We start from the raw sequence: 15527 nt of genomic DNA, 5'->3' as shown, positions 1-15527 counted from the left end.
AAATCTAAGTTAGTATGGTTATTCTGGTGCAGTGATGCTGGCAGGATCAATCCCTAAAGCAGCAGCCATCTCTTCATTGACGACTAACTCTAAATTATCCGCTGTTTCAACGGGCGTCGTTGCTGGCTCTGCATCGCCATCCAAAATTTTCGCTGCTAGTTTCCCTGTTTGAATGCCAAGGGATTTATAATCAATACCGTAAGTTGCTAGGGCACCATCATCGACTTGTTCTACGGAACCAGCGACGATCGGTGTTTTGGTTTCTTTGGCAACTTCGCCGACGATTGCAGCAGCAGAGGCAAAGGTATTATCTGTTGGAACATAAATGCCGTCAACATCTTTTGCAAGGCTGGTGGTTACTTGTTGCACATCATTGGTTGTATTGGCGGTCAATACTTTTACATCAACGCCCGCAGCTTTTAAGGCTTCTTCTGCCAAGTCAGCTTGGATTTTTGAATTGGCTTCACCTGCGTTATACATAATGCCGATCGTTTTGGCATCAGGCACGATGCTTAACAGCAAGTTGATCTGTTGCTCAATCGGCACCATGTCTGAAGTACCGGTGATGTTGCGACCAGGTTCTTCATTTGAATCGGCCAATTTCGCTCCAACTAAGTCAGTGACTGCGGTAACTACGATTGGGGTGTCGGTGGTTTCATTTGCTAAAGATACAGCAGCAGGAGTGGCAATGCCTAATAAAAGATCTGGTGAGGCATTCACTAGGCGTTCGCTCATACTTTTTAAATTGTCTTGACTGTTTTGCGCATTTTGGTATTCAATCGTTAGGTTTTCACCTTCCGTGTAGCCCGCTTCTGCTAAGCCTTCTTTGAACCCTTCGTAGGCTGCATTCAAGGAGCCATGTTCGACCAATTGTAAGACACCGACTGTTTTTGTTCCGTCGTTTTCTTCCGAAGTGTTGCTTGATTCTCCGCAAGCTGCCAATGCCAGTAGGGAAGCTGTCAGTAACCCAGTCGTGATCCATTTTTTCATTTTCATTGTAATTCCTCCTATGATCGTCTCTTTTTTTATGGGGGTTTACCTGAACAAAAAAATCCATTCAGACAATCGTCTAAATGGATTCGATCCTATACCAAGCGTAAACGTATATTGGCAACCATTTAGAAGATTTTCTACATGGCTGCAAGTTCAAGTTAAAATGCTTTAGCCATCATAGATACAAACAAAACTCGTTTTTGGTTTGCATCCATAATGTAATATGAATACAAACTATCTAAAGTAGCTAAAGTAAAAGGTATTCAGTTGTGGGGATACGGTCGTGTTTAACATAAAAAGTCCCTCCAAACTTGAATTGATTTTAGTATAGACAAAAAAAAGCGGACTGTCAAATGTTTTTCCTGAATTATCTGAAAATTTTTGAATAACATGCAGAAAATGTTTGGAAAACAAGTTTCGTTTCAATCATTTTCAAAGAAAGAAAAAAACTTTGTTCCTTCAAGCTTTTTAGCTAAAAAAGAAGCAAAGTTTTTTTCAGGGTCATTCGTTTTCTTCTTTATAATAACGAATGGTATTTTTGATTTCACGAATACTATAAAGCAGATCATCTTCGAAGGATTGATCTTGATCGATATCGATCGTCTCATTGAACATCGCTTCGTATTCAGCGATCGTTAGCTTTTGACGGTCATCGAGCAACGCTTGGTGTGCCGTTTGCGCCAACTGTTTTTCATAGCCGGGTACCAACAAGCCGCTGAAAAATTCAGCAACCGCTCCTGATCCGTAGCTAAATAATCCGATTCGATCATTTGCTTGCAGGCTAGAGGAATTTTCCAATAAAGAGATCAAGCCCAGATACAGTGAACCAGTATACAAGTTACCGGTACGACGGCTGTAAACGATCGATTCTTCATAGCGAGCCATCAGGCGTTTTTGTTCTGTTTCATCTTCTTCGGCAAAAACAGCCAACAAGGCTTTTTTACCCATTTTTGTATAAGGGATATGGAAGCTCAAAGCCGCATAATCTTTTGCTGTCCGCTGATTTTTTTCGCAATGGGCTTGCCAAACTTGTTTGAATGAATCGATATAAACGGCATTTGACAAATGACCATCTACCATTGGATATTGATGTCCTACTGGACGCCAAAAATCATAAATATCTTGCGTCAACATCAAATTATCATTTTCAAGCTGCAAAATTGCTGGATCCGCCGAGATCAACATAGCAACAGCGCCCACACCTTGAGTGGGCTCGCCACCAGAAGCTAAGCCATAACGGGCGATATCTGAAGCCACGACCAAAACTTTGCTTTGTGGATTGGCTTGTACATGGGCTTTGGCAAATTGTAAGCCCGCCGTTGCGCCGTAACACGCCTCTTTGATTTCAAAGGACCGTGCAAATGGCTGGATACCTAATAGGCGATGCAAAACCACTGCCGAAGCTTTTGATTCATCGATGCCAGATTCTGTTCCGACGATCACCATATCAATTGCTTGTAAATCTTCTTTCGTAAGGATATCTTTTGCCGCGTGCATGGCAAAGGTGACGATATCTTGTGTTTTTTTATTGACCGCCATTTGATCTTGACCGATCCCGATCGTAAATTTATTCGGGTCTACCTCTCGGGCGTGAGCTAGATCAACCATATCTATAAAATAGGGGGGGACAAAAAAATTTATTTTATCAATACCAACGTTCATTCCGTCGCTCCTTTATGTTCTACATACTTAGTAGGCTACACGTTCTAAGGTATCATATTTTTTGAAAAAAATGAAAAAGAATTGATTAGAATTTAAACTTTATTAAAGAAAGTAGAAAAGGGTGCGACAACCGAATGTGGGGTATTCTTTTTTGGAGGATTTAATGATATATTTCAAGAGGAGGTGACGTACGTGGAAGAAGTTGTCATTATCGACGCACTAAGAACGCCAATTGGCAAATACCATGGGTCATTAAAAGAATATACAGCGGTAGAATTAGGAACAGTCGCTGCAAAAGCCTTGTTGGCAAGAAACCAACAAGCAAAAGAACATATCGCACAAGTGATTATCGGAAATGTGCTACAAGCAGGCAGTGGTCAAAATCCAGGACGCCAAGTTTCCTTGCAAAGTGGGCTTTCCTCAGATATACCAGCCTCAACGATCAACGAAGTATGTGGTTCGGGAATGAAAGCGATTCTAATGGGGATGGAGCAAATTCAATTGAACAAGGCATCCGTCGTATTGACTGGTGGGATTGAAAGTATGACGAATGCGCCGCTCTTTAGTTATTATAACAAGGCGGAAGATCAGTATTCAGCTCCGGTGTCAACAATGATGCATGACGGATTAACAGATGCATTCAGTAGCAAGCCAATGGGACTGACGGCTGAGACGGTAGCAGAAAGATACGGGATCACTCGCAAAGAGCAAGATGAGTTTGCCTACCACTCACAAATGAAAGCTGCCAAAGCGCAAGCAGCAAAGAAATTTGATCAAGAGATCGTGCCGTTGACTGAAAAATCAGGAACCGTTTTACAGGACGAAGGCATTCGCGCCACTACGACAGTCGAAAAATTAGCTGAATTAAAAACAGTTTTCAAAAAAGACGGTACGGTGACTGCTGGGAACGCCTCAACCATCAATGATGGGGCGGCCATGGTCTTGATCGCGTCAAAAAGCTATTGTGAAGAGCATCAGATTCCTTATCTGGCAGTGATCAAAGAGATCGTCGAAGTCGGTTTTGCCCCAGAGATCATGGGAATCTCACCAATCAAAGCAATCGATACGTTACTGAAAAAGCAAGCACTGACGATTGAAGATATCGGTATTTTTGAGATCAATGAAGCCTTTGCAGCTTCTTCGATCGTAGTAGAACGTGAACTTGGTTTGGATCCGAAGAAAGTCAACCGTTACGGCGGGGGCATTTCACTGGGACATGCCATTGGAGCGACTGGCGCGCGGATCGCAACGACCGTCGCTTATCAGCTAAAAGACACCCAAGAGCGCTATGGAATCGCCTCTTTGTGTGTCGGTGGCGGATTAGGGCTAGCGATGCTGTTAGAAAATCCTTCGGCGACAGCAAGTCAAACGAATTTTGATGAAGAGTCGGCATCAGAAAAAACAGAAAAAAAAAAGTTCTACGCCCTCGCGCCTAATGAACGATTAGCCTTTCTTGAAGCACAAGGAGCGATCACAGCAGCAGAATCCTTAATTTTTCAAGAAATGACGCTAAACAAGGAAACGGCTAATCACATGATCGAAAACCAAATCAGTGAAGTAGAGATCCCGTTAGGCGTAGGGCTGAACCTGCAGGTGAATGGCAAAGCATACAATGTCCCGTTAGCCACAGAAGAACCCTCGGTGATCGCAGCGATGAGCAATGGAGCAAAAATGGTTGGGCCCATTACGACGACCAGTCAAGAACGTTTGCTTCGAGGCCAGATCGTCTTTATGGATGTTCAGGATCCGGAAGCGATTTTGGCAAAAGTTGAATCCGAGCAAGCAACGATCTTTGCAGTGGCGAATGAGACGTATCCTTCCATCGTGAAACGCGGCGGTGGATTGCGAAGAGTGATCGGTCGGAACTTCTCGCCAGCAGAATCTGACTTAGCAACCGCTTATGTGTCGATCGATTTAATGGTTGATGTCAAAGATGCGATGGGCGCCAATATCATCAATTCGATTTTAGAAGGAGTGGCAGAACTTTTTCGCAAATGGTTCCCAGAAGAAGAAATTCTCTTTAGTATTTTAAGCAATCTCGCTACGGAATCGTTAGTAACAGCCACTTGCTCGGTACCTTTTGACAAATTGAGCAAGACCGGAAATGGCAGACAAGTTGCCGGAAAAATTGTTCATGCAGCTGATTTTGCCAAGATCGATCCATATCGTGCCGCTACCCATAACAAAGGGATCATGAATGGGGTTGAAGCGCTGATTTTGGCTACCGGAAACGACACTCGCGCCGTTTCTGCCGCTTGTCATGGCTATGCTGCCCGTAATGGCCGCATGCAAGGGTTGACTTCCTGGACCATCATAGAAGACCGTTTGATTGGTAGTATCACACTGCCGTTGGCGATAGCCACAGTCGGGGGTGCCACAAAAATATTGCCAAAAGCCCAAGCTGCGTTGGCATTGACTGGTGTTGAAACGGCGAGTGAGTTAGCTTCGCTGGCGGCAAGTGTCGGGCTGGTTCAGAATCTGGCCGCGTTGCGAGCATTGGTTTCAGAAGGTATCCAGCAAGGCCATATGAGCATGCAAGCCCGTTCATTAGCTATTTCAGTTGGAGCAAAAGGAACCGAGATTGAACAGCTGGCAGCTAAGCTGCGAGCTGCGACTCAAATGAACCAAGAGCAAGCCCGTAAATTTTTAACCGAAATACGCAATTAAAAAAGGTTCTCTAGTTTTTAAAACTTTTTATCCTAAACAATAAATGGAAAGGACGAATCCCCTTACTAAAGGGAGTTCGTCCTTTTTTTGTTTTGGAGATAATAATGCAATAGATAAAAAATCTCGCTGTACTTTTGCTGATAGAGGACTTTTTTAATTTGTCGGTTCCAAGCAGCGATTTATCAAAAATAGTTTTACTAGGACAAAAAGAAAAAACAACTATGACAAAAAACGCTTTCAATTATACATCTTTTTACGAAGAATCAAAGCTATAATGATTTCATCAGGAGGGAATCAAATGAATGAACGGATCCGAAGAATTCTCACACGATTGGTAAAAAAACCCGAGACAAAGATGGCAGAGTTAACCACATCACTTTCTTTAACAAGAAGACAGATTAATTATTCCATTAAGCAATTTAATGAGGAGTTACTTGAAAACGGTTTGCCTCAAATCAGGCGTAACCATATGGGAGATTTTATTATTCCTTTAGAAGTGTTACGAATGATTTCTCTTGAACAAAATAAAGAAGATTCTTCTGCCATGGTTACAATTTTCTCTGAATATGAGCGAATTGCCATCATGTTAAGTTATTTATGTACTAATACCGGTTACATTGACATGGATCATTTTACACAGCTCTTATCGGTAAGTCGCAATACGATTCAAGAAGATTTAAAGAAAGCGAAGCAGTTTGTTAGCAAATACGCCCTGTCCATTCACTATGATCGTCAAAGCGGTTATCAACTGCAAGGATTGGAAAGGAGAATCTTACAACTGCTCTCTGATTTAATTAAGCAGCATTCATTATTTCGTCTTGATGATATTAAAGGAAAATTGGCACCGACTATTCCCGAAGAAGAGGTTGTTCATTTGATACACAACATGGAGCAATTGCTTCATTTAAGGTATTCAGATGAATCTATTGATTATCTGCAATCAGCTGTAAGAATGACCTTGCAACGTGCAACTTCACCGATTGCTTCAAAAGATGAAATGGTACAAATAGAGATTCGAAAAACTCCAGAATATAAAGTTCTGACTATTTTGCTTCAAGATACACCTTGGTCCAGCATGTCTCCTAACTATCTTTCTTGGCTAGCTCTGCTATTTTTGACATCTAATATTTTTGAACGTAAGACGACTCAAGTATTTGATTCAGATAGTGAATTAAGATGTTTGATCAGTGAAATGGTTACAAGTTTTCAAAACCAAACACTAATTATGATTGAAGATAGAGAGGCATTTGAACGTCGGATTTTGGGCCATCTGCGTCCAGCGTGTTTTCGTATAAAATACAATTTGAGCTTGGGTATGTACTCCCTTGATAGCTTAGTTCAAGATAGCAACCATGCAATTTTGAAGGATCTTATGAAGGAGCTGATTGTTCCCACAGAAAACTGGTTAGGCCGAGCGTTTCCAAATGATGAGTTGGCACTTCTATCTTATTACTTTGGTTTTCAATTAATGAGTCCTCGTCAAATAGCAGCGCAATTACCAAGGGCAGTAGTTGTCTGTGCAAATGGGGTTATGGTTTCAAAACTGATGAGAGAAAATTTAAAAAAACTATTTCCCGAGTTGCATTTTTTAGCTTCATTTTCAGTAAGAGATTTTTATAAATTTGGAACGGATTATGACTTGGTTTTTACAACTACTGCATTAAACAGTGAATTACCGCAATTTATTATTGATCCTATCATGACTTATAAGCAGCAGATCAGTCTGCGATACCGTGTGTTAAAAGAGTTAGGATTAAATGAAGTAGACCGCTCAGTTGATGAGTTGTTTTCGGTGATTCGCACATATGCTCAAGTAAATGATGCGAAGCAACTAAGGGAAGAGTTAGAGTACTTTTTATTGAAGCAAAAGCAAGATTCACCTTTAGAAAATTTTAAAGCGTTACCATCATTGACTGATTATTTGAAACCTGATTTTATAAGAAGAACGTCAGAGAAGCTAACTTGGCAACAAGCAGTGAAATTTGCTTGCCATCCTTTGTTAGAAAATCAGATGATTACAGAGCTGTTTATTCAAGATTGTTTGGATCAAATCGAAGAACAAGGATACGCTGGGTATTTAGGGAGTCAAACGTGTATCCCGCATACAGCACCACAAAATGGCGTGTTAAAAGACGGGATAAGTCTATTGATTGCTGCTGAGCCAATCGCTTTTCCAAACGGTAAAAAAATCCATTTTATTTATCCATTATCGTTTTATGATTTGACGAAACATTTGAAAGCTGTGAATCAGTTAGCAGATATTAGTAATGATTCTACGTTTTTAAATCGTTTGAAGGAAAGCTCAGATACGAAAACAGCTTATCAGCTAATTAGACAAGTGACTTAGGAGGAAAACGATGAAAGTAGAAGATTACCCACGCTTTACAATTATTATGAGGGGTTACACATATGAACAAGCTTATGCAGTTTTAACGGCAATGAGTGGGCTTGAGAAAGAGTTTGCAGTTGAAATCACATTAAACACTTTAGGGGCTCTAGAACATATCAACAAGTTAAGCAAATTATTTGGTGAAACTATTCTCATTGGGGCAGGAACAGTAAGAACGTTACCTGACGCCCAAAAAGCCGTCGCAGCTGGGGCTCGTTTTTTATTAGGTCCCCATCGTTTTACGAAGCAAATAATGGATTTTGCAAGGAAAGAGCAAGTGCTCTCAGTACCGGCGGCAATGAGCCCTTCTGAGATCAATGAGATGTTTACAGATGGAGCGGATATCGTTAAAGTTTTCCCCGCTGCAGTTGTGACACCACGCTTTTTCACAGATGTGCAAGCTCCATTGGGCAAGCTACCTTTGATGGGTGTTGGTGGAATTTCGATTTCTAACGCCAAGGAATATTTTGACCATGGAGCGAGTTATCTTGGTTTAGGTTCCAATCTTTTTCAATCGCAAGACTTGCAAGCTGCTGACCCAGCAAAACTAGCGCTATCACTACAGAAATTAGCGACAGAGATTTAAGGAGGAAAACAAATGGAATTGCAACTGAACGAAGAACTAGTATTTCGAAATATAAAAGCAGGTAGTGATAAAGAAGTCCTTGCTTTTTTAGCGAATGAACTATACCAACGAGGCTATGTCAAAGAAGATTATATCGAAGCAATACAGTTACGCGAGTCCGAATATCCAACCGGTTTACCTTCGACACAGCCCGGCGTAGCAATTCCTCATGCAAATTTTGATTTGGTCAATCAAACAACTTTGGCGATTGCAACCTTAGAAACAGCTGTAGGGTTTCGCAATATGGAAGATAATCAAGTCATTTTACCTACTAAAATTGTTATCATGATGGCCATCGGTGAACCGCACGGCCAAGTGGAGATGTTACAAAAGATTGTCAGTATTATTCAAGATGAGCCACTTCGTGAACAAATGACGGCGGCGAATTCGGATCTAAAATTGCTAACATTATTAAAAAAGGCGATAGCCTAAAAAATAGGAGGAAATGAAAATGAAAAGAATTTTAATTGCTTGTGGGAATGGGATTGCGACTTCAACCGTAGTAGCATCAAAAGTGAAGGATTATCTGAATGAACATGGAGTTGAGGCTTCCACAACCCAAACCAAACTGATGGAAGTACCTAGTAAAGTTCAAGACTATGACTTGTTAGTGACAACTGGTCAATTTGAAGGTCAGACTGGTGAAGTTCCTGTGGTAAAGGGAATGCCTATTTTAACGGGAATTGGTTCTGAACAAACTATGGAAGAAATTTTGAATTATTTAAAATAAAAAAGTTAAGGAGAAAAAAGAATGAATTATGTAATGAATGTATTCAATTTCTTTATTGACGCTGGTCCTACAGTGATGCTTCCTGTCATTATTACAATTATCGGCATGATTTTCGGTTTGAAAATCTCAAGAGCATTTAAGTCTGGGCTAACACTAGGAATCGGATTTGCAGGGATTCGTCTGATTCTGGATTTTATGACAACCAATGTCGGACCAGCAGCCCGTGCTATGGTAGAGCGGACCGGCGTACAGCTGGATGCCTTGGACGTAGGATGGGGCTCAATCGCGGCGGTTACTTGGGCATCTCCAATTATTGCACTGCTTATATTTGCTATATTGATCGTTAATATCATCTTGTTGGTTCTCAAAAGAACTCAAACGTTGGATGTTGATATTTGGAATTATCATCATATGGCTATTGTTGGTGTAATGGTTTATTTTGTGACTAAGAACGTAGCGTTAGGTGTGGGCGCATCAGTTGTAATGGCAATTGTCACATTTAAAATGTCTGATTGGTCACAGCCTTTGGTTGAAGATTTTTTTGGAATTCCAGGGGTTTCATTACCCACGGTTTCAGCCTTATCTTCTTTAGTAATTGCATGGCCGTTAAACTGGCTTTTAGACCGCATTCCTCTTTTTCGAAATTCCAAGTTTACCATTAAGGATGCACAAAAATATTTGGGTTTCTTTGGGGACTCTATGATTATGGGCGGTGTCATAGGTATCGCAATCGGCTTTTTAGCTGGCTATGATATCACTCAGATTCTTCAATTAGGGGTTAGTATGTCTGCTGTCCTTGTTCTGATACCAAAAATGACCTCTCTTTTTATGGAAGGATTAATGCCTATTTCAGACGCAGCGCAAAAATGGTCTCAGAAGAAATTTAAAGGTCGCCGTTTATTTATTGGACTAGATGCAGCGGTTGTTGTGGGCAATCCAGATGTTATAACAACTGCACTGATTATTATTCCTTTAACAATTGCTATGGCTTTGGTCTTACCCGGAAATCGTGTGTTACCATTTGCCGATTTAGCTGTAGTTCCATTTCGAGTAGCAATGGTTGTTGCATTGACTAGAGGAAACTTGCTGAAAAACATTATTATCGGTTTAGTTGTCACAGCCTCTTTGCTTTGGTGTGGAACAGTCACTTCACCTATTCTAACCGAAATAGCCAAACAGGTAGGGATTGATCTTGGGTCCAGTGCCATGCTTATTTCTTCTTTTGCAGCAACTTCAATGATTCAAAGTTACCTGGTTTTCATTGCATTCACCTATGAACCGATGATTGGTATTCCAGTTCTTCTTCTAGGATTTGGCGGTGTATGGTATTTCTTTGAAGGAATCAAAAAAATTAATCGTGAAGCAGCAATTGAATAAAATATTGTCGAAAAAGAGGAGTAGATTGTTTTGAAAATTTCTAAAATTACAGTATATAAAGTAAAACCCCGCTGGATTTTTGTAAAATTGTCAACAGATGAAGGAATCGATGGCTGGGGAGAGATGATTTCTGGAACAAAAACCGAAACAGTTGTTGCAGGAGCTTATGAGGTAGGGGAAAGATTTCTGTTAGGACAAAACCCGTTTGAGATTGAGCGATTGTTCCAAGAAATGCACCGATCTTTCTTTCGTGGCGGTCCCATACATGGAACAATCGTTTCTGGTCTAGAGATGGCTCTGTGGGATATTAAAGGAAAAGCATTGAATGTTCCTATCTACGAACTATTAGGCGGTGCTGCTCGTGACAGAATCAAAGTATATTCTTGGATCGGCGGTGATCGTCCGGATGATGTCGCAGAGCAAGCACAAGATCGTGTTGACCGTGGGTTTACTGCAGTTAAAATGAACGCAACAGAGGAACTGCACTATATTGACTCTTATGTAAAGATAGAGGAAGTGGTGGAACGTGTCACTTCGATTAGGGAACGCTTTGGTAATAAATTGGATATTGGAATTGATTTCCATGGGAGAGTCCACAAGCCGATGGCAAAAGTTTTAGCTAAGGCATTAGAACCTTATCATCCAATGTTTTTAGAAGAAGTTGTTCTTCCTGAGAATGAGGAACATTTTAAAGAAGTTGCCCAGCTTGTGGCAACGCCTTTAGCCACTGGGGAGAGACTGTATACTCGCTGGCAGTTTAAAACACTTTTTCAGCAAGGAGCAATAGATGTGATCCAGCCTGATGTGGCATTATGTGGAGGGATCATGGAAATGCGAAAAATAGCTGCCATGGCTGAAGCTTATGACGTGGCTGTTGCCCCGCACGCACCATATGGTCCCGTTGCTTTAGCAGCAACACTGCAAGTTGATTCTTGTACCCCAAATGTTTTTATTCAAGAGCAAAGCTTAGGAATCCATTACAATAAAGGCTTTGATCTGTTAGATTTTGTGAAAAACAAAGAAGTATTTCAGTATAAGGATGGCTATGTAGAAATACCAAGTAAGCCCGGTTTAGGGTTGGAGATGGATGAGGATAGAGTTAGAGATATTTCACAAGAAGGGTTGATTTGGACTAACCCTAAATGGAAGAACTATGATGGCACTATTGCAGAATGGTAGTCTGAAAGGAAGTTACTCATGGCGGAAGCAATTATGATCAACTTATTTTTACTCGTTCTGTTAGTGATACAACTCAAAGAGCAGCGCAAAATTCTTTTGCAGGCAAAAGCGAGCTCTATAAAAAAGGCAACTGCTTTCATTCTGTCTGCGCTTCTTTTCGTCATTTTTTGGCCAGATCAGTTGAGTGACCAGTTGAAATTGTTTGCACTGATCGGCTTAGTCTGTTTAGTTGGTTTTTCAAAAGAAGGATTAGGAGCAGATCAGCTGATCAAACTGGGTGTTTTAAAAGGTGAATATGATCAATATACCGCAATAGAGATTGAACAAACAGTAAATAATCAAACTTTTGTAACCTTTTATAAAAGCCAAAATAGCCGCTTCTCGCTTTTATTTTCAGAGTCACCGCAAATCTTGGCAGAGTACTTTAGTTTATTGAAGAAGGAAGAGAAGCTAGTGTTTAAGGAAGAAGGATTGACGCAAAAGAAGCAAAGGAATACTAAAGTATCCCATTAATTTCGTCTGTGGAGAAGGACAAATTTAATAAATTGTGGTAATTCTTACTGATTTTAAGCAAAGAGTAAAAATCAATCAACTATATTTTTATTCACTATCGTCGGGATATAAAAAAACTGGGAGAATGAACCATTCTCCCAGTTTTTTTATCGTTTCGAAATCGCCGTGTGGGCATACGCCTCGATCAATGGAATGACTTCTAATTTTACTTTGTATTTGCGCTCTAGCGCAGTTTCGATGGTAAAAGTATCACTTTCTGTTTCAGAAATCGTTGCTAGAACACGATCTTCTTTCGGGGAAGCTTCGATCACGATCGTTTCTCCTGAAGATTGTTTGGCAGAAAATTTAGGGAATGCTGCGATTTTTTCAGCAAATGCTGAAAAAGTCATTGTGTTGTCAGCAGTATCAGCCATTGTTTCAGTTGCTTTTTCTACTTCTTTAGTTGATGCAGAGGTAGTCGGTGCAGCCGCTTCAGCTGGTGCTGATTCTTCCTTCACTTTCGCTGGTTCTTTTGCAGGAGCGGGTGCCGTACTTTCTTGCGGATTGGTCGGCAACCAGTAAGCAGCGATCTCATCGACTAAGTTATCGCTGAAACGATCAAGCAAACCAGCTTCTAAGCGTTGGATTCGTTTCACGACGATCTTGAAGTTCTCATCTAAAGGAACAGCGATTTTTTGTTCTTTTGGCGTTTCCTTCAACAATTCAATCAATAATTCCTCTTGGTTTTTAGGATTGATATACACAGTTGTCGGAAGGTCAAACTTATCTGCTGTTTTGCGCTCGATCGCTGTAAACAACTGTTGTCGAGCTGTTTCATAAGACGGGCGGAATTGTTGTTTCAATTTTGCTAATTGTTTCTTTTTCATAATCTTCTCCTCTCGATCACTATCGATTATAAGGAAAATTTGCAGAAAAGAACAGTGATTCTCATGAAAAATACAAAAAAATTTATATACTTCCTGAAAAAACACCAACGCTGCTAAAAAAGCGGCGCTGGTGTTTCTACTAGATCATTGATTTGATGGTACTTGGGCATCAGGACCAAAAGGTCATTTTCTCCAGTTGCGACTAAGTAGTTTTCCCAAAGAAAAAAGCGTGGTTCCCCAGTAAGTTTCTCGGTCAGCATCTGCTGATAGTCGCTGGTCGTCCATTGACGTGCTGGAAAGTGTTGGACTTTGTCTGGCCAAACGAGAAAAACAAAATCAGCATGTAAGGCTTTTTGAACAGCAGGGGAGAGATGATTGAAATCAGTTTTTTTCATAGGCTTCTCCTTTATAGAGAGTGAAATTAAAACCCTGTCGTATCTGGATTGGTCGCTTTCCCAACCACACCATCTAATTGATCGATCGTTTTCATATCATCTTCAGATAGCTCAAAATCAAAGACGTGAATGTTTTCTTCGATCCGACTTGGTGTAACTGATTTTGGTAATGGCAAGAAACCATGTTGTAAAGACCAGCGTAATGCAACTTGAGCGATTGATTTTTGATGCTTTTCAGCTAATGCTTTCATTTCTGGTACATCAAAGATCTTCCCAGTACCTAATGGGCTGTATGCTTCAAGCAATACATCGTGTTCTTGGCAATAAGTCACGACTTCTTCTTGTAACTCGCCAGGTGCAAGGAAAATTTGATTGACCATTGGGAAGATAGTCGCTGTTTTTTTCAATTCTTCAAAATGATGTGGTAAGAAGTTGCTGACGCCGATCGCTTTGATTTTGCCTGCTTGATACAACTCTTCAAAAGCACGCCATGTTTCTGCGTTTGCTGTTTGCCAATTGTCGCGAAAAGCCACTGGATTTGGCCAATGGATCAAGAAAAGATCGATATAGTCTGTTTGTAATTTTTCTAAAGATTCTTCAAAAGAGGACATCACAAGATCATAAGAATGGTTCGCATTCCATAATTTTGTAGTCAAGAAAAGCTCTTCGCGGGGAATGCCGCTTTCTTTGATCGCTTGACCAACACTGGCTTCATTTTTATAGCCTTGTGCTGTATCAATATGGCGGTAACCTACTTCTAGTGCTTTTTTGACTGATGCTACGGCAACGTCGCCGTCTGGTGTTTGCCATGTGCCAAAGCCTAGCTCAGGGATGGTCACATTGTTTGATAACGTATAGCTGTTCATGTTCATTCCTCCGTTTTCTGTGATACTTCTAGTTTAGCAGACGAGGCAGGAATTTCCAATGATTGCACCTTTTAAAAAGAAAGCGAATATTGAAGGAAAATGCCGATTCGCTCTTGTCAGTTCGCCTATTTATTTTGTACACTAGACAAATGGATAAGGAGCGTAACCAATGGATATTTATTTGAAACATGCGATTTTACACATTGTGGACCGTCAAACAGGCGATCCAGTTTTTTCTCAAGTTGAACTTGATTTAACAACGGAATACATTCGTGATTATTTGACGAAGAAAATTCAGAAACTTGCTACACCGCAAACCAAAACAGGTCGTTTACTCGAAACTTCAACGATCGCTCAATTGGTCAAACAAGCACCAGACGACTTTATCGCAGCCAGTGAAGCGATCGTGCAACGCTGGTATGAAGCGTACAAGGAAAGTGAAGATGCGCCAAGTGCGGATGCGTTTGTCGTCTTATATGAATTAGATACAAGAATGCAGCTGGCTTTTTTGAAGGTCAATTATCAAGATGGCTATACGCATTTTATTGATAATGGGGAGGCTGGGATCGAAAATAATTTGATTTTGCATCGTGCCTTACTAGCTGGTAAAACCCAAAAGGCAGATGAAGGGATCACGATCGATGTGGAGAGCTTAGACTTTGAACTGATTGAAAAGAAATATAGCTTTTCAGGTGAAAAATACGCCTACTTTTCAACAAAAGTCATTGATGCCGAACCGATCCCATCTTTAGAAGAAAATGTCAAAGTCATCAAAAAAGTAGCCGAAAAAATTGGTCAGAAATTTGAAACACCCACCTATAACGTTGTTGCCGATTTGAAAGAAGCGGTCTACGATACGATCGAAGAGTCTGGTCATATCGATGTGAGTGAAGTGGCGCAAAAAGTCTTTAAAGACAATATTACTGCTCAGCTTTCATTTCAAGAAGAAGTGGTTGAAAAAGGATTCGTCAATCAAGCACCGATGATGCGGGATGTTCGTGAGATCTCGGAGAAAAAATTTGGTAAGCAAAAACTAAAATTATCGAATGGAATCGAATTGATCGTTCCTTTGGATGTTTACCGAGATCCGAATTTGATCGAATTTATCAATAACCCTGATGGCACGATTTCCGTAACGATCAAAAATGTAGAAGAAGTGATTAATCGGATGTAACAAGAGCTGTTTCTAAGCAGACGATGGCAAAACAAGTACAAAAAAGCGGCTCTTTGTCAATAATGAAAATGGGGCTGAAGAATCAATTCTG

General features: G+C 40.6%; 14 protein-coding genes. 9 read left to right on the top strand and 5 right to left on the bottom strand.

Annotated elements, in window-relative coordinates; all coding sequences use genetic code 11:
• Positions 1 to 18 precede the first annotated feature (18 nt).
• Both ACTW1R_RS11410 and ACTW1R_RS11405 read right to left on the bottom strand, forming a co-directional pair.
• Complete coding sequence (locus ACTW1R_RS11410) at positions 19 to 996, bottom strand: ABC transporter substrate-binding protein (RefSeq protein ID WP_010749214.1); 978 nt, start codon at positions 994 to 996, stop codon at positions 19 to 21.
• Positions 997 to 1494: 498 nt separating this feature from the next.
• Positions 1495 to 2655, bottom strand: coding sequence for a hydroxymethylglutaryl-CoA synthase (locus tag ACTW1R_RS11405; protein WP_271813328.1), 1161 nt, complete (start codon positions 2653 to 2655; stop codon positions 1495 to 1497).
• Positions 2656 to 2847: 192 nt separating this feature from the next.
• Here ACTW1R_RS11405 and ACTW1R_RS11400 point away from each other — a divergent pair, with 192 nt between their 5' ends.
• From ACTW1R_RS11400 to ACTW1R_RS11365, 8 genes are all read left to right on the top strand, one after another.
• The gene (locus tag ACTW1R_RS11400) at positions 2848 to 5322 is read left to right on the top strand and encodes a hydroxymethylglutaryl-CoA reductase, degradative (protein WP_271813326.1); all 2475 of its coding nucleotides are present in this window, start codon (positions 2848 to 2850) and stop codon (positions 5320 to 5322) included.
• Positions 5323 to 5620: 298 nt separating this feature from the next.
• A complete protein-coding gene (locus ACTW1R_RS11395) occupies positions 5621 to 7669 on the top strand; it encodes a BglG family transcription antiterminator (RefSeq protein WP_489927279.1) in 2049 nt (682 codons plus the stop codon).
• A 10-nt stretch (positions 7670 to 7679) separates the two neighbouring features.
• Positions 7680 to 8297, top strand: coding sequence for a bifunctional 4-hydroxy-2-oxoglutarate aldolase/2-dehydro-3-deoxy-phosphogluconate aldolase (locus ACTW1R_RS11390; protein ID WP_060792350.1), 618 nt, complete (start codon positions 7680 to 7682; stop codon positions 8295 to 8297).
• A 12-nt stretch (positions 8298 to 8309) separates the two neighbouring features.
• Positions 8310 to 8768, top strand: a complete 459-nt coding sequence (locus ACTW1R_RS11385; protein WP_005229265.1) for a PTS sugar transporter subunit IIA — start codon at positions 8310 to 8312, stop codon at positions 8766 to 8768.
• A gap of 19 nt (positions 8769 to 8787) precedes the next feature.
• On the top strand, positions 8788 to 9066 hold the full coding sequence (locus tag ACTW1R_RS11380) for a PTS sugar transporter subunit IIB (protein ID WP_005229267.1): 279 nt from the start codon (positions 8788 to 8790) through the stop codon (positions 9064 to 9066).
• 21 nt (positions 9067 to 9087) lie between these two features.
• Positions 9088 to 10443, top strand: coding sequence for a PTS galactitol transporter subunit IIC (locus tag ACTW1R_RS11375; RefSeq protein ID WP_060792349.1), 1356 nt, complete (start codon positions 9088 to 9090; stop codon positions 10441 to 10443).
• Between the two features lie 30 nt (positions 10444 to 10473).
• Positions 10474 to 11622, top strand: a complete 1149-nt coding sequence (dgoD, locus tag ACTW1R_RS11370) for a galactonate dehydratase (RefSeq protein WP_271813320.1) — start codon at positions 10474 to 10476, stop codon at positions 11620 to 11622.
• Positions 11623 to 11640: 18 nt separating this feature from the next.
• Positions 11641 to 12135: a hypothetical protein gene (locus tag ACTW1R_RS11365; protein WP_005229276.1), complete on the top strand. Its 495-nt coding sequence runs from the start codon at positions 11641 to 11643 to the stop codon at positions 12133 to 12135.
• Between the two features lie 146 nt (positions 12136 to 12281).
• Here the strand turns inward: ACTW1R_RS11365 and ACTW1R_RS11360 are convergent, their stop codons facing one another.
• The 3 genes from ACTW1R_RS11360 to ACTW1R_RS11350 all read right to left on the bottom strand — a co-directional run bounded on the left by ACTW1R_RS11360 (position 12282) and on the right by ACTW1R_RS11350 (position 14268).
• Positions 12282 to 13001, bottom strand: a complete 720-nt coding sequence (locus ACTW1R_RS11360) for a hypothetical protein (protein ID WP_010749217.1) — start codon at positions 12999 to 13001, stop codon at positions 12282 to 12284.
• Between the two features lie 113 nt (positions 13002 to 13114).
• A complete protein-coding gene (locus ACTW1R_RS11355) occupies positions 13115 to 13396 on the bottom strand; it encodes a hypothetical protein (RefSeq protein WP_271813318.1) in 282 nt (93 codons plus the stop codon).
• A gap of 26 nt (positions 13397 to 13422) precedes the next feature.
• Positions 13423 to 14268 (bottom strand): aldo/keto reductase, encoded by an 846-nt coding sequence (locus ACTW1R_RS11350; RefSeq protein WP_375826630.1) that lies wholly within the window; start codon positions 14266 to 14268, stop codon positions 13423 to 13425.
• 163 nt (positions 14269 to 14431) lie between these two features.
• Between ACTW1R_RS11350 and ACTW1R_RS11345 the strand changes: the two genes are divergently transcribed.
• Positions 14432 to 15436, top strand: coding sequence for a nucleoid-associated protein (locus ACTW1R_RS11345; protein ID WP_005229284.1), 1005 nt, complete (start codon positions 14432 to 14434; stop codon positions 15434 to 15436).
• The last annotated feature ends 91 nt before the right edge of the window (positions 15437 to 15527 follow it).

The sequence above is a fragment of the Enterococcus sp. R12 genome (genome assembly GCF_058135755.1).
The sequence above is the reverse complement of the archived record's forward strand: the minus strand, read 5'-3'. Positions and strand labels throughout refer to the sequence as shown.